The organism is Sphingopyxis sp. OAS728 (genome assembly GCF_014873485.1).
In the GTDB taxonomy this organism is placed as follows: Bacteria; Pseudomonadota; Alphaproteobacteria; order Sphingomonadales; family Sphingomonadaceae; genus Sphingopyxis.
On sequence record NZ_JADBDT010000001.1, the window covers coordinates 181902 to 200050 of the forward strand.

General features: G+C 65.0%; 22 protein-coding genes. 20 read left to right on the forward strand and 2 right to left on the reverse strand.

Annotation, left to right across the window (positions count from 1 at the left end; genetic code table 11):
• The first annotated feature begins 10 nt into the window (after window positions 1–10).
• The 4 genes from GGC65_RS00885 to GGC65_RS00900 all read left to right on the forward strand — a co-directional run bounded on the left by GGC65_RS00885 (window position 11) and on the right by GGC65_RS00900 (window position 3343).
• Window positions 11–607, forward strand: coding sequence for a fasciclin domain-containing protein (locus GGC65_RS00885; protein WP_192645435.1), 597 nt, complete (start codon window positions 11–13; stop codon window positions 605–607).
• A gap of 157 nt (window positions 608–764) precedes the next feature.
• Window positions 765–1046 (forward strand): proton-translocating transhydrogenase family protein, encoded by a 282-nt coding sequence (locus tag GGC65_RS00890; RefSeq protein WP_058808197.1) that lies wholly within the window; start codon window positions 765–767, stop codon window positions 1044–1046.
• 1 nt (window position 1047) lies between these two features.
• Window positions 1048–2532, forward strand: coding sequence for an NAD(P)(+) transhydrogenase (Re/Si-specific) subunit beta (locus GGC65_RS00895; RefSeq protein WP_192645436.1), 1485 nt, complete (start codon window positions 1048–1050; stop codon window positions 2530–2532).
• A 112-nt stretch (window positions 2533–2644) separates the two neighbouring features.
• Window positions 2645–3343, forward strand: coding sequence for an aspartate/glutamate racemase family protein (locus GGC65_RS00900; protein ID WP_192645437.1), 699 nt, complete (start codon window positions 2645–2647; stop codon window positions 3341–3343).
• A 100-nt stretch (window positions 3344–3443) separates the two neighbouring features.
• Here GGC65_RS00900 and GGC65_RS00905 read toward each other — a convergent pair whose 3' ends face one another.
• Window positions 3444–3806: a DUF2147 domain-containing protein gene (locus GGC65_RS00905; protein WP_192645438.1), complete on the reverse strand. Its 363-nt coding sequence runs from the start codon at window positions 3804–3806 to the stop codon at window positions 3444–3446.
• 149 nt (window positions 3807–3955) lie between these two features.
• Between GGC65_RS00905 and GGC65_RS00910 the strand changes: the two genes are divergently transcribed.
• The 8 genes from GGC65_RS00910 to GGC65_RS00945 all read left to right on the forward strand — a co-directional run bounded on the left by GGC65_RS00910 (window position 3956) and on the right by GGC65_RS00945 (window position 11727).
• Window positions 3956–5170 (forward strand): parallel beta-helix domain-containing protein, encoded by a 1215-nt coding sequence (locus GGC65_RS00910; protein WP_192645439.1) that lies wholly within the window; start codon window positions 3956–3958, stop codon window positions 5168–5170.
• The gene (locus tag GGC65_RS00915; RefSeq protein WP_192645440.1) at window positions 5167–6198 is read left to right on the forward strand and encodes an SO2930 family diheme c-type cytochrome; all 1032 of its coding nucleotides are present in this window, start codon (window positions 5167–5169) and stop codon (window positions 6196–6198) included. The genes GGC65_RS00910 and GGC65_RS00915 overlap by 4 nt, the downstream gene beginning before the upstream one ends.
• Before the next feature lie 133 nt (window positions 6199–6331).
• Window positions 6332–6964 carry a maleylacetoacetate isomerase gene (maiA, locus tag GGC65_RS00920; RefSeq protein WP_192645441.1) on the forward strand — a complete coding sequence of 211 codons (633 nt, stop codon included), beginning with the start codon at window positions 6332–6334 and terminating at the stop codon, window positions 6962–6964.
• Window positions 6961–9051: a TonB-dependent receptor gene (locus GGC65_RS00925; RefSeq protein ID WP_192645442.1), complete on the forward strand. Its 2091-nt coding sequence runs from the start codon at window positions 6961–6963 to the stop codon at window positions 9049–9051. Before maiA ends, GGC65_RS00925 begins: the two co-directional genes overlap by 4 nt.
• Window positions 9052–9133: 82 nt before the next feature.
• Window positions 9134–9580 (forward strand): MarR family winged helix-turn-helix transcriptional regulator, encoded by a 447-nt coding sequence (locus tag GGC65_RS00930; RefSeq protein WP_192645443.1) that lies wholly within the window; start codon window positions 9134–9136, stop codon window positions 9578–9580.
• Window positions 9573–9854, forward strand: a complete 282-nt coding sequence (locus GGC65_RS23680; RefSeq protein WP_192645444.1) for an HPr-rel-A system PqqD family peptide chaperone — start codon at window positions 9573–9575, stop codon at window positions 9852–9854. Before GGC65_RS00930 ends, GGC65_RS23680 begins: the two co-directional genes overlap by 8 nt.
• Window positions 9851–10717: an HprK-related kinase A gene (locus GGC65_RS00940; RefSeq protein WP_192645445.1), complete on the forward strand. Its 867-nt coding sequence runs from the start codon at window positions 9851–9853 to the stop codon at window positions 10715–10717. Before GGC65_RS23680 ends, GGC65_RS00940 begins: the two co-directional genes overlap by 4 nt.
• On the forward strand, window positions 10714–11727 hold the full coding sequence (locus GGC65_RS00945) for a nucleotidyltransferase family protein (RefSeq protein WP_318780102.1): 1014 nt from the start codon (window positions 10714–10716) through the stop codon (window positions 11725–11727). The genes GGC65_RS00940 and GGC65_RS00945 overlap by 4 nt, the downstream gene beginning before the upstream one ends.
• On the opposite strand, the gene GGC65_RS00950 is transcribed toward GGC65_RS00945, so the two are convergent.
• A complete protein-coding gene (locus tag GGC65_RS00950; RefSeq protein WP_192645447.1) occupies window positions 11724–12386 on the reverse strand; it encodes an HAD-IA family hydrolase in 663 nt (220 codons plus the stop codon). The two genes, GGC65_RS00945 and GGC65_RS00950, sit on opposite strands and share 4 nt — an antisense overlap.
• 47 nt (window positions 12387–12433) lie before the next feature.
• Between GGC65_RS00950 and glmU the strand changes: the two genes are divergently transcribed.
• From glmU to GGC65_RS00990, 8 genes are read left to right on the forward strand one after another with little or no spacing between them, the layout of a single operon-like run.
• On the forward strand, window positions 12434–13798 hold the full coding sequence (gene glmU / locus GGC65_RS00955; RefSeq protein ID WP_192645448.1) for a bifunctional UDP-N-acetylglucosamine diphosphorylase/glucosamine-1-phosphate N-acetyltransferase GlmU: 1365 nt from the start codon (window positions 12434–12436) through the stop codon (window positions 13796–13798).
• A 5-nt stretch (window positions 13799–13803) separates the two neighbouring features.
• A complete protein-coding gene (locus GGC65_RS00960) occupies window positions 13804–14340 on the forward strand; it encodes a GNAT family N-acetyltransferase (protein WP_192645449.1) in 537 nt (178 codons plus the stop codon).
• Window positions 14337–14651 carry a hypothetical protein gene (locus GGC65_RS00965; protein ID WP_192645450.1) on the forward strand — a complete coding sequence of 105 codons (315 nt, stop codon included), beginning with the start codon at window positions 14337–14339 and terminating at the stop codon, window positions 14649–14651. Before GGC65_RS00960 ends, GGC65_RS00965 begins: the two co-directional genes overlap by 4 nt.
• Window positions 14648–15112 carry a GNAT family N-acetyltransferase gene (locus GGC65_RS00970; RefSeq protein WP_192645451.1) on the forward strand — a complete coding sequence of 155 codons (465 nt, stop codon included), beginning with the start codon at window positions 14648–14650 and terminating at the stop codon, window positions 15110–15112. Before GGC65_RS00965 ends, GGC65_RS00970 begins: the two co-directional genes overlap by 4 nt.
• A gap of 30 nt (window positions 15113–15142) precedes the next feature.
• A complete protein-coding gene (locus GGC65_RS00975; protein WP_192645452.1) occupies window positions 15143–15367 on the forward strand; it encodes a ribbon-helix-helix protein, CopG family in 225 nt (74 codons plus the stop codon).
• Window positions 15364–15732 (forward strand): PIN domain-containing protein, encoded by a 369-nt coding sequence (locus tag GGC65_RS00980; protein ID WP_192645453.1) that lies wholly within the window; start codon window positions 15364–15366, stop codon window positions 15730–15732. Before GGC65_RS00975 ends, GGC65_RS00980 begins: the two co-directional genes overlap by 4 nt.
• Before the next feature lie 15 nt (window positions 15733–15747).
• Window positions 15748–17571: a glutamine--fructose-6-phosphate transaminase (isomerizing) gene (gene glmS / locus GGC65_RS00985; protein WP_192645454.1), complete on the forward strand. Its 1824-nt coding sequence runs from the start codon at window positions 15748–15750 to the stop codon at window positions 17569–17571.
• Complete coding sequence (locus GGC65_RS00990) at window positions 17568–18125, forward strand: STM3941 family protein (protein WP_192645455.1); 558 nt, start codon at window positions 17568–17570, stop codon at window positions 18123–18125. The genes glmS and GGC65_RS00990 overlap by 4 nt, the downstream gene beginning before the upstream one ends.
• Window positions 18126–18149 lie beyond the last annotated feature (24 nt).

The following is an 18149-nucleotide window of genomic DNA, read 5'->3' on the forward strand; positions in this document are numbered from 1 at the left end:
AGGATGGACAATGAAGACCCCCCTGATTTTGACGGCCGCAGCGGCCGCGCTCGCGCTTTCGGGCTGCGGCAAGACCGACACGCCGACCGAGACAACGACGATCGCCACCGGCGAAACTGCCGTGGCGCCTGCCGCCAGCCCGTCGCAGATGCTCGCGAGCAGCACCATCGCCGCGAACCTCTCGGCGTCGCCCGACCATAAGTCGCTGGCAGCTGCCGTGACGCAAGCCGGCCTGTCCGAAACATTGTCGGGTGCTGGACCGTTCACGGTCTTTGCGCCGACCGACGCAGCCTTTGCTCAGGTGCCGCCGGTGACGCGCGACGGCTGGATGCGTCCGGCGCAGAAGGACGTGCTTGCGGGCATCCTCAAATATCATGTCGTGCCCGGCAAGCTGACCGCGGCCGACCTCGCTGCAAAAATCACCGAAGGAGGCGGCCAGGCCGCACTCAAGACCGTCGACGGGCAGGATTTGATCGCGACGAAGAACGGCGATGCCATATTGCTCACCAGCGCGAGCGGCAACAAGGCGGCGGTGACGCAAGCCGATGTCGGTCAGTCGAACGGCGTCGTCCATGTCATCGACGCGGTGCTCATACCGAAAATGTAATATCCCGGCGCGCCTGCGCAGCGATATTTTATGTTACAAGGGGCTCGCATTTCTCACTTGGGGAAATGCGGGCCCTTCTTTTTGGCCGCTTTGGAGTCGACACGCCAGCATCGTCACGGCAAGAGGTGGCCTCGCGGAATCAGCAGGGGAGCTTGCCGTGGATTTTATCTCCATTTTTTCGATTTTCGTCCTGGCCTGCTTCGTCGGCTATTTCGTCGTCTGGTCGGTGACCCCGGCGCTGCACACGCCGTTGATGAGCGTCACCAACGCCATTTCGTCGGTCATCATCGTCGGCGCGCTGATCGCCAGCGCTGCCGCGGGATCGGCCACATCGAAATGGCTGGGTCTCGCCGCAGTGGTGATGGCGAGCATCAATATCTTCGGCGGCTTCGCCGTGACGTCGCGCATGCTCGCGATGTACAAGAAGAAGGAGCGCTGAGATGGACGTACAGGCCATTCTCTCGGCCGCGACCGGCGGCCATGGCGCAGTGAATCCCTATGCTGCCATCGCCTATCTGGTCGCTGGCGTTCTCTTCATCCTTGCGCTGCGCGGGCTGTCGAGCCCGGCGACGGCGCAGAGCGGCAACCGCTTCGGCATGATCGGCATGACGATCGCGGTGGTGACCACCATGCTGACGCATGCGCCCGTGAGCGCCGGCGGCCTGCTCGACACCATTTCGCTCGTCGAAATCCTCGTCGCTATCGGCATCGGTGCGGTCATCGGTATCGTGATGGCACGCAAGATCGCTATGACCGCGATGCCGCAGCTCGTCGCGGCGTTCCACAGCCTCGTCGGTCTTGCCGCGGTCGCGGTGGCGGCTGCCGCCTATCTCAACCCGGTCGCATTCGGCATCGCCGACGCCGCGGGACAGATCCATGTCGTCAGCCGCGTCGAGATGGGGCTGGGCATCGCGATCGGTGCGATTACCTTCTCGGGCTCGGTCATCGCCTTCCTCAAGCTCAACGGCAATATGTCGGGCTCGCCGATCATGCTGCCGGGGCGGCATATCATCAACCTCGGCACGCTCGCCGCGATCGTCGCGCTGACCGCCTATTTCACGCAGGACCAGTCGCCGTGGGTGTTCTGGACGATCACCGGGCTCAGCTTCGCGATCGGCTTCTTGCTGATCATCCCGATCGGCGGCGCCGACATGCCGGTGGTCGTGTCGATGCTCAACAGCTATTCGGGCTGGGCTGCGGCGGCGATGGGCTTCACGCTCGGTAACACCGCGATGATCATCACCGGCGCGCTTGTCGGCTCGTCGGGTGCGATCCTGTCGTACATCATGTGCCGCGCGATGAACCGCAGCTTCATCAGCGTGATCGCGGGCGGTTTCGGTGCCGACGATTCGGGCGGCGGTGCGGGCGGTTCGAAGGAACAGCGCCCGTGGAAGCCGGGCAGCGCCGAGGACGCCGCCTTCCTGATGAGCCAGGCCGAAAATGTCATCATCGTCCCCGGTTACGGCATGGCGGTCGCGCAGGCGCAGCACGCGCTGCGCGAAATGGCCGACCAGCTGAAAAAGGAAGGCGTGAACGTCAAATATGCGATCCACCCGGTCGCGGGCCGTATGCCCGGCCATATGAACGTGCTGCTCGCCGAAGCGAACGTGCCTTATGACGAAGTGTTCGAACTCGAGGACATCAACGGCGAGTTCGCACAGTGCGACGTCGCCTTCGTCATCGGCGCGAACGACGTGACCAACCCGGCAGCGAAGACCGACAAGTCATCGCCGATTTACGGCATGCCCGTGCTCGACGTCGAAAAGGCGAAGACCGTGCTGTTCGTGAAGCGCTCGATGGGCGGGGTCGGCTATGCCGGCGTCGACAACGACGTTTTCTATATGGACCAGACGATGATGCTGCTCGGCGATGCCAAGAAGATGGCCGACGACATCGTCAAGGCTCTTAGCGGCAGCGGGCACTGACGCTTTGCCGCAAAACTTCGCTCGCGGGCTTGCCCGCGGGCGCGAGTTTTTCTAGCCAAGTTCGGGACCGGGTCCGGCGAGACCCGGTTTTGTTGTATTTCGGAGGACCATCTTGCGCAAAATCGGCCTGATCGGGGGAATGAGCTGGGCATCGACCGAGCTTTATTACCGGCACCTCAACAAGGGCGTGCAAAAGCGCCTTGGCACCGCCTGTTCGGCGCCGATCCTGATGGAGAGCCTGAACTATTGCGAGCTGTCGCGGATTACGACGCCCGAACAATGGACGCATGCGAAGGAGGTGCTGATCGCATCGGCGCAGCGGCTCGAGGCCGCGGGCGCGACCGCGCTGATGATCGCCGCCAATTCGATGCACAAGGTTGCCGAGGACGTCGCCGCGGCGATCTCGATCCCGCTGCTTCATATCGTCGACGAAACCGGCGAGAAGATGAAGGCCGACGGCGTCAAGGCGACCGCGGTGATCGGTACGCGCAATGTGATGACCGAGCCCTGGTTCCGCCAGCGGCTGGTGCGTCACGGGCTGACGCTCGCGCCTTATGACGCGACGCGCACCGACGAGATCGACCGCATCATCTATGAAGAGCTGATGCTGGGCAAGGTGAACGAAAGTTCGCGCCGCACGATGAAAACCTTCATCACCGACATCGCGAAGCAGGATATCCAGGCGATCGTGCTGGCGTGCACCGAACTGGTGATGCTGGTCGACACCGACGCCAATGTTCTGCCGATCTATGACACGACGCGCATCCATGTCGCGGCGGGCGTCGACTGGATCTTGGGCGCCGACGCATAAGTCTCACTAAAGACCCGTTCGCATCGAGCGAAGTCGAGATGCCCATCGGTCGAGTACCACTTAAGGGTGTCTCGACTTCGCTCGACACGAGCGGAAATGCCTAGCTCATCTTCGTCCACGTCACCGTGCGGCAAAATACGCTGACGCAGCCCTTCATCGTCATCTTGTCGCCCTTCACGCGCAGGTGCGCCTTGTAATATCGGCCGTCCTCGGGGCTATAGCCTTCGCCTTTCCAGCTATCGCCGTGGGGCACGAGATCCCAGTAAATCTGCAGGCCCGTGACCTTGCGGCTACGTTTCGCCTTGTCGGGGTTGCGCTCGTCGAGCTGGCCGCCCGCGGGCTGCTTGATCAGCAGGCGCTCGACGCGCCCGCACATCTTGTTGCCGCATGCGGCCATGACGACGATACCCTTGCCATCGTCGGTCTTCCATCGTCCCGCGATCGGCGCGGGCGCCGCGGCCATCGACGGCACGGCTATCATGGCGACAAGCGCCAAACCTAATCTGTGAATCAAAGCGACCTCTCCCCGGGTTAGCTACACATATGTCAGCAACATCGCTTGGCATCCGTCAAGTCTTGCACCATGTTCCCCGAAAATAAGGGGAGAGACATATGCGATTCCATGGCCTGTGCCACGCGGCGACGCTCTGCATCGTGGCTGGCTTTGCCGCCAGTCCGGCGGCGGCGAAAGTGATCAGCGTCAGTGCAACAACGCCCGACGCGAACGAAAAGCTGCAAGAAGCGCTGATTCTCGCGCAGCCCGGCGACACGGTGCAGCTCGGCGCGGGCGTGTGGAAGCTGACCGACGGCCTGTCGCTCGACGTTGCGGGAGTTACCGTGCGCGGCGCCGGGGCGGGCGAGGGCGGGTCGATCCTCGACTTTGCGGGACAGCAGGGCGCGGGCGAGGGACTGCTTGTCACCAGCGACGATGTGCTCCTGACCCAATTTGCGGTGCTCAACACCAAGGGCGACGGCATCAAGTCGAAGGGCGCCGACCGCATCGTCTATTACAAGCTGCGCGTCGAATGGACCGCGGGGCCTAAGGAAACCAACGGCGCGTACGGCATCTATCCGGTCGAAAGCAGTGACGTGCTGATCGATAGCGTTTTCGTGCGCGGCGCTTCGGATGCGGGTATCTATGTCGGCCAGTCGAAGAATATCGTCGTCCGCGATTCGATCGCGACCGAGAATGTCGCGGGGATCGAGATCGAGAACAGCTATGACGCCGATGTTCACGACAATATCGCGACGAAGAACACCGGCGGTATATTGGTGTTCGACCTGCCCAGCCTGCCGATGCAGGGCGGCCACAATGTCCGCGTGTTCGAAAATATCGTGAACGACAACAGCACGCCGAATTTCGCGCCCAAGGGCAATATCGTCGCGAGCGTGCCGACGGGCACCGGGGTCCTTATCATGGCGAACCGCAATGTCGAGATTTTCGACAATGTGTTCGACCAGAACGGCACCGCGAACGTGATGATCGTCGGCTATCGCTACGAGCATAAGGATCCGAAATACCAGCCGTTGCCGAAAGCGATCGTCGTGCGCGGGAACCAGCATGGCAAGGCGGGCTATGCGCCGAAATTCCCCGGGGGCGACATGATCGCGGCGGCGATGGGGGGCAGTATTCCGCCGGTATTGTGGGACGGTGCGGGCGATGCGGTCGTGCTCGACAAGGTCGGCGTGCTGTCGCTGAACCTGCCCGATGTGAAGACGCCGCAGAGCGAAGCGAAGCCGGCGCCCGCCGACCTGTCGAAGGGTACGCCGCCCGCGGCGCTGCCGGCGATCAAGCTGCCCGATGCGATGGAGGCGAAGGTCAAGTGAGACGCGTCTTTGCCGCGATTGGTGCGGCATTATTATGTTCGAGCGGCGGCGCGGCCCTGGCGCCGCCGGGTGTCGATCAGGCTGTCGTCGAGAGCGACGCGATGCCGCCCAAATTGTCGGCGTTCGGTCTGTTTCGGGGCAATGACCCGGCGCAGCCGTCGACGGGCCTCCGCTACACGCTGCGTGCGCCTTTGTTCAGCGACTATACCGACAAGCACCGCTTCATCTCGATCCCGGCAGGGAGGAAGGCGAAGGTCGGAAGCGACGGCGTGATCGACTTTCCGGTCGGCACCGTGCTCGTCAAAAGCTTCGGCTGGAGCGACGTCAACGGCGGACGCCCGGTCGAGACGCGGCTGCTGATCCGCCGCGCGACAGGCTGGACCGCGCTGCCCTATATCTGGGACGCCGACGGCAAGGACGCGACGCTGGCGCTCGGCGGGCGTCGCATTCCCGTGACCTTCAAAAGCCCCGACGGCGAGACGCACAGCATCCGCTATGCGGTGCCGAACAAGAATCAGTGCAAGGAATGCCATAGCCTCAGCGGCGAGATCGTCCCGATCGGACCCAAGGCGCGGAACTTCATTCCCGATCCCGCCGCGTCCGACAAATTGCGCGCGCTCTATTTCGACAATGTCGCTGCGCTGAAACCGACGATGCCGCAGTGGGACGACCCCAAGGCAGGCAGCATTGCCGACCGCGCGCGCGCCTATCTCGACGTCAATTGCGCACATTGCCACAACCCGGCGGGCAGCGCGTCGAACAGCGGGCTGTTCCTGCGCTGGACCGACGATCCGGCGGGTGTGAATTACGGTATCGGCAAGCGCCCGACCGCGGCGGGGCGCGGCAGCGGAGGGATGGAGTTCGCCATCGCGCCCGGCGACCCCGCGCACAGTTTCCTGATCTATCGCCTTGAAAGCACCGACCCCGGCATCGCGATGCCCGAGGTCGGGCGCTCGACGGTGCACAGGGAAGGTGCGGCGCTGCTCAGGCAATGGATTGCGGAGATGCCTCAGCGCGAGAAAAACTAGCCTTCTGTCGATCTTGCGCGATGGGTGATCCGCTCATATCCGTCATCCCGGCGAAGGCCGGGATCTCAACCCTGCGTCCTGAAGCTCCGTCGAGATCCCGGCCTTCGCCGGGATGACGATAAAAGGTCTCCTCATGGCATCGCTCATTCTCCACGACTATTTCCGCTCCTCGGCCAGCTTTCGCGTGCGCATCGCGCTCAATCTCAAAGGGCTCGATTATGAGCGCGTCGAGATCAGCCTGATCGCGGGCGAGCAGCGCAGCGACGCCTATCTCGAGCAGAATGCGCAGGGCTTCGTCCCGATGCTCGTCGTCGACGGCGAGCCGATCATCCAGAGCATGGCGATCATCGACTGGCTCGACCGCGCCTTTCCCGAACCGCGGCTGATCCCCGAAGAGGCGATGCCGCGCGCGATCGCGCTGGCACGGGCGCAGGTGATCGCGAGCGACATCCACCCGCTCAACAACCTGCGCGTGCTCAAATATCTGAAACGCGACCTCGGACTCAACGAGCAGACCAAGGAGCGCTGGATCGCGACATGGATTACGCAGGGGTTCGAGGCATTGGAGGCGATGGCGGGCGACGGGCGTTATCTCGGCGGCGACACGCCGGGGATCGCCGACTGCTGCCTCGTCCCGCAAATCTATAACGCGCGCCGCTTCGAGGTGCCGCTCGACGCCTTTCCGCGGCTGATAGAGATCGATGCGGCGTGCATGGAGCTGGACGCTTTCCAGAGAGCGCATCCCGACGCGGTCAAACCCGCGTGATCCGGCTGTTTGCTGGGGCCGCGCTGCTGGCGATGCCGGCGGCGGCGATGGCGCAGGGCGGCGCCATCGACGAGGAGAGCGCAGCTGCCATCGACCAGGCGGCCGCGGAAGAAGCCGGTGGCTGCTGCAGCTTCTGGGTTCCACGCATTCCGACTGAAATCATCGTCGTGCGGGGGAGCGGTGCGCTTCAACCGGCCGACAGCGATACGGTTCAGGGCTCCAGCCTGATCGCCTATCCCGAACAGGGCTTCGGCGCGCGCATCGAGAACCGTCTGCGCGACGAAGCGGGCATCGTCCAGTTTCGTCGATCGGACGGTCGCTCGGCGCATCCGACCAGTCAGGGCATCACCTTGCGCGGCCTCGGCGGCAATGCGTCCGCGCGCGCGCTCGTCACGCTTGATGGTATTCCGCAGGCCGACCCATTCGGCGGATGGGTCGCGTGGAGCGCCTATGACGCGATCAACCTTGGCGGCATTCTCGTTGCCCGCGGCGGCGGGAGCGGCGTCGATGGTCCCGGTGCGCTGGCGGGAACGGTCGGCCTGTATTCGACGATGACCGATGGCGTCGAGGCGAGCATGGCTTATGGCAGCCGCGATGGCTGGGACGCATCGGCGTCGGTTGGCGGCGAAATCGGCAGGGGCAGGATTGCGGTCGATGGCCGCTATAGCCGCGGCGACGGCTTTATTCCCGTCGCGAAGGGCCAGCGCGGTGCGGTCGACCGGGCGGCACCCTATGAACAGGGTGGACTTGGCTTGCGTTTGCGTCTTGACGCTGGCGACGACAGCCGGATCGAGGCCAGCCTGCGCGGTTTTTCGGACCGGCGCGACCGCGGGACCGATTTCACGCAAAGCAAATTCGATGGCGTCGATGCGAGTCTGCGCTTCGTCCACGATCCCGCTGGCGAGACGCAATGGCTTGCGCTGGGCTATATCCAGCTCCGCGATTTCGAAAGCGGCTTCGCGAGCGTCGCGGCCGGGCGGAACAGCGTCGCGCCCGCGCTGTTTCAGCGCGTGCCGGCGACAGGTATTGGCGCGCGGTTCGAATTGCGTCCCGCGATAGGCGGAGCGAATCCGCTTCGAGTCGGTGCCGATTGGCGCCGCACGACCGGCCGGACCGAGGAGGATTTCTTCTTCAGCGGCATAGTTCCCGGCCGCCACCGCATCGCGGGCGGCAGCAGCGATACCGTTGGCGCTTTCGCCGAATGGACGTCGGGCGACACCAATGACGGCTTCCTCTGGACGCTGAGCGGCCGCGTTGATCGCTGGTGGCTCGGCGAGGGCTACCGGCTCGAACGCAATATCGCGGGCCCCGTCATCACCAACCTGCGCTTCGCAGCGCGGCAGGGGTGGGAAGGCAGCGGGCGGGCGGGTGTGCGCTGGACCTCGGACGCGTTTTCGCTCCGCGCCGCGGGCTATCGCGGCTGGCGCCTGCCGACGCTCAACGAACTCTATCGCCCGTTCCGCGTCGGTGCGGAGGTGACGACCGCGAACGAGATGCTCAAGCCTGAACGGCTGTGGGGCGGCGAGGTCGGAGCCGACTGGGAGAGCGGCGATACGAAACTGTCGGCGACGCTGTTCGCGAACCATCTGACGAATGCGATCGCGAATGTCACGCTCGCGCCGAACCTCAACCAGCGACAGAATCTCGACGCGATCGACAGCAAGGGGGTCGAGGTCAGCGCCGAGCAGCGGATCGGCCCCGCGACGCTCCGCGCCACCTATGCCTTTACCGACGCCAACGTCGATGCATCGGGTGCGGCGCTTGGGCTCGATGGCCGCCGCCCCGCACAGATTGCAAAGCATGGCGGCAGCGTGTCGCTACGCAGCAATGGCGGCGGCCCGTTCGGCGGCTTTGCGACGCTGCGCTATGTCGGCAAGCAGAATGAGGATGACCTTGGCCTGCTCGAACTCGACGATGCGCTGACGCTCGACGCCGGCCTATCGTGGAAGCTTGCCGAGGCGATCAGCATCGAGGCGCGCGGCGAGAATCTGTTCGACGAACTCGTCCCTGCGGCGATTTCCTCGTCGGGGATCGTCGAGCGCGCGACCCCGCGGACTCTGTGGGTCGGCGCGCGACTTTCTTTCTGATTCTCCCGCCGAGAGACCTTCACAGACCCGAAACAGGCTATAGGATGGCTGCGACCGGGCAAAAGGTGAGGGTTTGTAAGGCATGGCCGCGAAGAAGCTGAATCTCGACAATTTCCTGCCGTATCGTCTGTCCATTGCCTCCAATGCCCTGTCGAGCCGGATCGCCGCCGAATATGAGAATCGTTTCGGGCTGAAGATTCCCGAATGGCGGTTGATGGCGGTGCTGGGCGAAGGACAGCCCAAGACGCAGCGCGAGCTGGTTCAGGCGACGCGCATGGACAAGGTCACGGTCAATCGTGCGGCCAAGGCGCTTGCCGATCGCCAGCTGATCGCGCGTCAGGCGCATGAAGCCGACGGGCGCTCGCATCACCTCGAACTCACCGAAACGGGACGCTCGCTCTATGACGCGATCGTCCCCGCGGCGCTCGCGAGCGAGGCACAGCTCGAATCGAATATCAGCGCGGGCGAGCGCGCGACGCTGATGGCCATCCTTGCGAAGCTGACCGCTGCCGCCGAAGTCTATGACTGATCGCGCCTATCGCGCCGCGCCCGCGGGCGCGCTGCGGATCGAGCCGCTGGGCGAATTGACCGCGATCTTCGACCGGCGATCGATGCAGACGCATCTCGTCGTCTCGCCGATGCCCGAGATTCTGGGTGCCATGGACTCCGACGCGTGTAGCGCGGCGACGCTTGCTTCGCGGCTCGCGGCGACGTTCGATCTGGGCGATGGCGGCGACGTGCAGTCGATCCTCGCCGAGCGGCTCGGCGAACTCGCCGCGATGGGGCTGGTGGAGCGCGCGTGAGGCACGGCATTCGCATTGCGGTCGGGCCGGTGCAGTTCCGGATCGGCAGCGACTGGGGCGAGCCGATCGCGGCGCTCGAACGGCTGTACGCTGGATATCCAAAGGACGATGATCGCCCCGCCGACGCGACGGTGCGCCTCTTCGCGGCGCGTCCCTGGCGGCGCTGGCTAAGGCCGTCGGTGCATATCGGCGGCGATTTCGTCGTGCCCGACGCGCTGCCGCTGCCGCTGTCGATGGGACTGCTCGCCGCCGAGATGGGCATGAATTTGCAGGTCGCATTGGGCTGGCGGCGGCACATGCTGCTCCACGCCAGTGCGGTCGCGAAGGATGGGCGCGCGGTGATCCTGTCGGGCGAATCGGGGTCGGGAAAATCAACCCTGGCGGCCTTGCTCGGAGAGGGCGACTGGCGGCTGATGGGCGACGAATTCACGTTGATCGACCCCGAGGGCGGCGATGCCTTCGCCTTTCCGCGCGCGGTCAGCCTGAAGAATGAAGCGATTGCCGAGGTGGCGGCACGGGTCGATCCGGCGCGGCTCGGCCCGCTGCTCGCGGGGACACCGAAGGGCGATATCCGCCACCTGATCCCGCGACCCGACGCCATCGCCGCGATGCACGAACCCGCGCGCCCCGCGCTGCTGCTCTTCCCGCGCTTCGGCGGCGAGGCAAGTATCGAGCCGATGGGCGAGGGCGAGGCTTTCGTGCGGCTGACCGAGGCATCGACCAACTATGTCGCGCTCGGCGAAGCGGGCTTTGCCGCGCTGACGCGGCTTGTCCGCGAAACGCCGGCGTTCGGCATTTCCTACCCCGACAGCGCGGCGGGCATCGCGCTGGTCGAGCAGCTATGGGCGGAGACGCCCCGGTGAGTGCGGTGCGGACCTTTGTCGACCTGCTCGCCGGGCGCCGCGATCCGGCCGCGCTCGCGCCGGGCGACTGGGACGGCGTGATCGGCGTCGCCCGCAGCGAGGCGATGCTCGCGACGCTCGCGCACCGATTGACCGAGGCCCAATTGCCGCCAACCGTCGCCGCGCTGTTCGCCGACCAGCGCGCTGCCGCCGCGGTCGCGCAGCGCCAGGCCTTGTGGGAGGCCGAGATGGCGCGGCGCGCGCTCGCACCCGCGGGGATCGAATTCGTGCTGCTGAAGGGCGCGGCCTATGCCGCTGCCGGCATGAGCTGTTCGGCGGGGCGGCAGATCGGCGATCTCGACATCCTCGTTCTCGCCTCCGACATCCGGCGCGCCGAGAATGAGCTGCTCAACGCCGGGTGGGAATGGGTGAAGTCCGATCCCTATGACGACCATTATTACCGCGCGCATATGCACGAGCTGCCGCCGCTGATCCACAAGGTGCGCGACCGGATGATCGACGTCCATCACACGATCCTGCCGCGCACCCACCGGATTACACCCGACGCGCTCGCGATGATGAGCGACGCGGTGACGGGCGGTGGCGGCTATTCGGTGCTGAACCCCGCCGACATGGCGTGCCATTGCGCGGCACACATGCTCGCAGACGGCGATTTGCAGGGCGGGCTGCGCAATCTGTGGGATTTCCACACGATGACGCGTGATTTTGCCGAAGCCGATCCGGGGTTCTGGGGGCAGCTCGACGGTCGCGCGGCGCTCCATGGCTTGCAGGACGCGGTGCATCGCGCGGCGCGGCTGTCGCGCGATATCTATGGCGCGATGCTGCCGAGCGGGTGGGATCGGATGGATCCAACCGATATATGGTTCCGCCGCCGCCTCTTCGCGCGCGACGATTGGGGCCGCGTGACCGACCCGCTGCTCGAACAGGCTTTCTACATCCGCTCGCACTGGCTGCGCATGCCGCCCGCGATGCTCGCGAAGCATCTCTGGACGAAGTGGCGCAAGCGCTAGAGCGTCGCGAGGAGCTGCACCAGCTCGTCGAAATGATCGATCACATGGTCGGCGCCAAGCTCCGGGGCGGGGCGGTCGAGGAAGCCGAAGCTGACCGCGACGCTGGGCACGCCCGCATTCTTCGCCGCCATGACGTCATAGATGCTGTCGCCGACGAAGACCGCGCGGCCGCCGCCGCATCGCTCGACCATTGCATGGATCGGCTCGGGCGACGGCTTGCGGACGCCCAGCGTGTCGCCGCCGATGATCGTCGCCATGCGGTCGGCCAAGCCGAATTCGGCGAGCAGCAGGCGCGCCAGATGCTCGGCCTTGTTGGTGGCCACGGCGGTGCGCACGCCGAGTGCATCGAGCCGGTCGAGCGCGGCGATCACGCCGGGGAAGGGCTGGCTGTGGACGGCGATATGCGCCGCATAAAAGTCCAGCAGTTCGGGATAGAGCCGTTCGACCGCGCCATCGGGAACGCCGCCCGACGCGCGCAGGCCTTCCTCGAGCATATGCTTCGCGCCGCGTCCGATCATCGGCCGCACCGCGTCGATGGTCAGCGGGGCGCGGTCCATCGATGCCAGCGTGTGATTGACCGCGGCGGCAAGGTCGCCCAGCGTATCGAGCAAAGTGCCGTCGAGGTCGAAGCCGACGATCGCAAAAGGAAATCCGTTCATCCGCTGCGCATGGCGCGATGCTCTGGAAACCGCAATGATTTGCTGGCATGGCAGCGCGCATGAGCAATCCCATCGCCGCTATCGTCCTTGCCGCGGGCAAGGGCACCCGCATGAAGTCCGACCTGCACAAGGTGCTGCACCCGATTGCGGGGCGACCGATGCTGCTCCACCTGATGGCGAGCGTCGATGAACTGAACCCGGCCAAGAAAGTCGTGATCGTCGGCGACAAGGCCGACCAGCTCGAAGCGGCACTCGGCGGTACTGCAGAGCTTGCGGTGCAGGACCCGCAGCTAGGTACGGGCCATGCGGTGCAGCAGGGCGAAGCGGCGCTCGCGGGCTTCGACGGCGATGTGCTGATCCTCTATGGCGACGTGCCCTTCGTTCCCGCCGCGACGATGCAGGCGATGATCGACCGGCTGGGCGCCGCCGATGCGCCCGCGGTTGTCGTGCTCGCGTTCGAACCCGCCGATCCGCTGCAATATGGCCGCGTCATTACCGAGGGCGATTATGTCACCAAGATGGTCGAACATAAGGATGCGACCGACGCCGAGCGCGCGGTGCGCCTCTGCAATTCGGGGCTGATGGCGGCGAAGTCGGCCGACCTCTTTGCGCTGCTCGCGCGTGTCACCGACGACAATGCGGCGAATGAGTTCTACCTCGTAGATATCGTCAATATCGCGAACGCCGACGGGCGCCGCTGTGCGGTGGTCAAGACCGATCCCGCCGATGTTGCCGGGATCAACAGCCGCGCCGAACTCGCGGCCGCCGAGGCACAGTGGCAGGCGTTCAAGCGCGAAGAGGCGATGGCGGGCGGCGCGTCGCTGCGCGCGCCCGACACGGTCTGGTTCTCGTGGGATACCGAGCTTGGCCGCGACGTGACGATCGAGCCCAATGTCTTTTTCGGTCCGGGGGTGAAGGTGGCCGACGGCGTCAACATCCGCGCCAACTGTCATATCGAGGGCGCGATCATCGGTACGGGCTGCGAAGTCGGCCCGTTCGCGCGGTTGCGCCCGGGCACGATCCTGGGCGAGAAGGCAAAGATCGGCAATTTCGTCGAGACCAAGAAAGCGGTGCTCGGCAAGGGCGCGAAGGCGAACCACCTGACCTATCTGGGTGATGTGAGCGTGGGCGCCGGCGCGAACATCGGCGCGGGCACGATCACCTGCAACTACGACGGCTATTTCAAATATAAGACCGAGATCGGCGAGCGAGCCTTCATCGGATCGAACAGCGCGCTCGTCGCGCCGGTGAAGATCGGTGCCGATGCGATCGTCGCCGCCGGGAGCGCGGTGACGCGCGACGTCGCCGATGGTGAGCTCCGCATCGTGCGCGGCGAGCAACTGGTCAAGCCCGGCTGGGCCGACCGCTTCCACGATGCGATGCGCAAGAAAAAGGCGGCGGAGAAGAAGTAGCCCCGATGGCCGCGCCGACCCTCACCACCGCGCGCCTCGTGCTGCGCCAACTGCGCGAGGACGACGCCGCCGCTCTGTACCCGGTGCTGTCCGATCCCGAGGTGATGGTCTGGTGGTCGAGCGGGCCGCACACATCGCTTGCCGAGACGGCCGACTATGTCAAAGGCAATGCCAGCGAAGGGCAGGGCTATCTCTGCTGGGCGATCACCGCGGGCGACGATGTCGCTCTCGGCTGGGTGATCCTGATCGACGGCAAGCCCGACGTGAAGGAAATCGGCTATATCCTGCGCCGCGACCAATGGGGCAGCGGTATCGCGCGCGAAGCGGTGGCGCGGGTGATCGATCATGGGTTCGGCGAGATGAAACTGCGCCGGATCTTTGCCGATACCGACCCCGAAAACCCCGGCTCGATCGGACTGCTCGAACGGCTGGGCTTTCAGCGCGAGGGCCGGCTGCGCGGCGAGTGGGAGACGCATATCGGCGTGCGCGATTCGCTGATCTATGGCCTGCTGCGTGACGAATGGATGGAGAAGACAAAGTGAGCGACCGCTATGCCGACAAGCCCTTTCTGCGCTTTGTCGACGCCTGGGTGCTGAAGGCGATCGGTCATCTCGACCCCGCGACCGAGGCTTATTGCAAGGCGATGGTGCCGCAACTCGAGCAAAGCTTTGGCACGACCGGAAGCTGGGAGCAGATCGTCGAGCAGCAGATGAAGTTCGGTCCCGAGCTGCCTGCGCAGATCCTGCAAATCTGGACCGACGGCAAGGCGCGCTTCGCCGCGGGCAATGGCGAGGCGCCCGATCCGCGGCAATTCGCGATGATCTTCGTCGACCGGAATTTCGGCCGGTCATGAGCGGCCTGATCGTCCGCCCGGCGGCGCGCGCCGATTACGGCCACTGGCTGCCTTTGTGGGACGGCTACAACGCATTCTACGGCCGCAGCGGCGATACCGCGCTGGCGCCCGAGATCACCGCCGCAACATGGGAACGCTTCTTCGATCCCTATGAGCCGATGTTCGCGCTCGTCGCCGAACAGGACGGCGTGCTTCTCGGCCTGACCCATTATCTGCTTCATCGCAGCACAACGTCGCTGCTGCCCTCGCTTTACCTGCAGGACCTGTTCACCGCTGCCGAAGCGCGCGGCAAGGGTGTCGGCCGGGCGCTGATCGAGGCTGTCTATACCGCGGCAAAGGAGCGTTCGCTGCCGCGTGTCTATTGGCTCACGCATGAAACAAACGACACAGCTATGTTGCTCTATGACCGTATCGCCGAAAAATCGGGGTTCGTTGTTTATCGGAAACAGTTGTCCGCTTGATTTGATATCATGATATGATATCATGGATGCATGCGCTTCCTCGCTGACATCCCTGATGACGATATTCAATGGCTTGACGCGCAAGCGGCGGAGCAGGGTGTGTCGCGCGCCGAACTTGTTCGCCGCGCGGTGACGGCCTATCGCGCAGAAGTTTCGGGGGACGCGATCGACAATGCATTTGGCATCTTCCGCACCCGCGACGATATCGGCGACGGGCTGAAATATCAGCGGCGTCTGCGGGGCAAGCGCGAATGATCGACGCGCAATTCGACAGCGACATCTTGATCGACGCGCTGAACGGCGTGGAGGCGGCGCGTAGTGAGATCCGCCGTGCCGGGCGCAAGAGTGTGAGCCGCGTCAGCTGGACCGAAGTGATGTCCGCCGCCGATTCCGCGTCGGTCAAGGCGGTCGAGGCCTTTCTCGGTTGCTTCCAGGTCGAGGAAATCGGCGATGCGGTCGCGCGCCGTGCGGCGGCGCTGCGCGCGGAGCGCAAGGGCTTGACGTTGGTCGACGCTTTCGTACTGGCGACCGCGCAGATCAGCGGGCGCATTCTCGTCACGCGCAATATCAAGGTGTTTCCGGCATCGATGCCGGGTATTCGCGTTCCCTACACGCTCTAACGAAAGCCAGACCCCATGTGCGGAATTATCGGAATCATCGGCAAGGATCAGGTGGCGGACCGCCTCGTCGACGGGCTGAAGCGCATGGAATATCGCGGCTATGACTCGGCGGGCGTGTGCACGGTCGAGGGTGGTCAGCTGATCCGCCGCCGCGCCGAGGGCAAGCTCGGCAATCTGGTGAAGGAGCTCGCGGGCAATCCCGCGCCGGGCACCGTCGGCATCGCGCACACGCGCTGGGCGACGCACGGCGCGCCGACCACCAGCAACGCGCACCCGCACGCGACGGGCGAAGTCGCGCTCGTCCACAACGGGATCATCGAGAATTTCAAGCCGCTGCGCGAAGCGCTGCAGGCGCGCGGCCGCAAATTCGAAAGCGAGACCGATACCGAGGTCGTCGCGCATCTGGTCAGCGAACAGGTCGAGGCCGGCCTGTCGCCGCAGGATGCGGTGAAGGCGGTCCTCCCGCAGCTTCGCGGCGCTTTTGCGCTCGCGATCGCCTTCCGCCAGCATCCCGACCTGCTGATCGGCGCGCGCCTCGGCTCGCCGCTCGTCGTCGGCTATGGCGAAGGCGAGACCTACCTCGGTTCGGACGCCCTCGCGCTCGCGCCGCTGACGCAGAAGATTACCTATCTCGACGAAGGCGACTGGGTCGTCATCACGCGCGACGGCGCGCAAATCTACGACGCCGACAACAATCCCGTGACGCGCGAGATTACGACGTCGGGCGTCACTGCCGCCGCGGTCGAGAAGGGCAATTACCGCCACTTCATGCAGAAGGAGATTTTCGAGCAGCCGACCGTCGTCGCGCAGACGCTCTCCTCCTACATCCGCCCGCTCGAACAGACCGTCGCGCTGCCGCAGATGGATTTCGACCTGTCGAAGGTCGAGCGCATCACCATCGTCGCGTGCGGCACCAGCTTCTACGCCGGCATGGTCGCCAAATATTGGTTCGAGACCTTCGCGCGCGTTCCCGTCGATATCGATGTCGCGTCGGAGTTTCGTTACCGCGACCCGGTGCTCCAGGCCGGCGGGCTCGCGCTCTTCATCTCGCAGTCGGGCGAGACCGCCGACACGCTCGCGGCGCTCCGCCATTGCAAGGCGAACGGCCAGACGATCGCTGTCGTCGTCAACGTGCCGACGAGCAGCATGGCGCGCGAGGCCGACCTGCTGCTGCCGACGCATGCCGGTCCCGAAATCGGCGTCGCCTCGACCAAGGCCTTCACCTGCCAGCTCGCGGTGCTCGCCGCGCTCGCCGCGCATCTCGCGCTCAAAAAGGGCAAGCTCAGCGCCGCCGACGAGCATGAGATCGTCAGGCATCTGATCGAGGCGCCCGCCGCGCTCAACGCCGCGCTTGCGCATGACGAGGATATCGCCGGCATGGCGCACCTCGTCGCTCCGGCGCGCGACGTGCTCTACCTCGGCCGCGGCCCCGACTATCCGCTCGCCTTGGAAGGCGCGCTCAAGCTCAAGGAAATCTCGTACATCCATGCCGAAGGCTATGCCTCGGGCGAAATGAAGCACGGCCCGATCGCGCTGATCGACGAAGCGGTTCCCGTGATCGTCCTCGCGCCGTCGGGGCCGCTCTTCGAAAAGACCGTCAGCAACATGCAGGAAGTCATGGCGCGCGGCGGCAAGGTCGTGCTGATTTCCGACGCCGAGGGCCTCGCCGAAGCCGGCGACGGCTGCATGGCGACGATCGAGATGCCCAAGGTCCACCCGCTGATCGCGCCTTTGGTTTACGCCGTGCCGGTGCAGCTTTTGGCGTACCATGTCGCCGTGGCGAAGGGCACTGACGTCGATCAGCCGCGTAACCTCGCAAAGTCGGTGACCGTGGAGTGAGCCCAGATCCCTTCATCGCAAGGGATAGTTGGTGGCGCATTGCGGCGGCAATTGCTCTTGCTGCGGGCATTGTCTGGTTTTCCGCTATTTTTGCGGGGCTGATTGTGCCTGCACAAGGCGTGAAACGACAGATTGTCGGCTGGATTGGCCTGATCTTCTTCGGGGGCGCGGGAATCGGTCTTTTGCCGCGCCTGTTTGGTTCGGCCGACCGCGTCAGAATTTCATCCAGAGGAATTTATTCGCGTTCATGGTCGGAGGATATGATCCCCTGGCAAGAAATCTCGCGAATTTCGACATGGGGAAGCCAAGGTAAAACGGAGTTTATTTTGTTGCATCTCGTTCGCCCCGACCGATTTCCGCCTTCGCATCCGGCGGGCTATTTTTCAAAGGCGAACGCGCTGTTCGGGGTGCGCGCCGATATCTGGATCGGCTTTGTGCTAACCGACCGGCGCATCGACGAGGCGCTCGCCGCTATCGACCGGTTTCAAAACCCGCCGGAACCCGCTGTCCGTTCCGCACCCGCACGTCCGGGTTTTGGGCGCCGCCGTGTTTGATGCAATGACTCCGGGCGAAGTGGA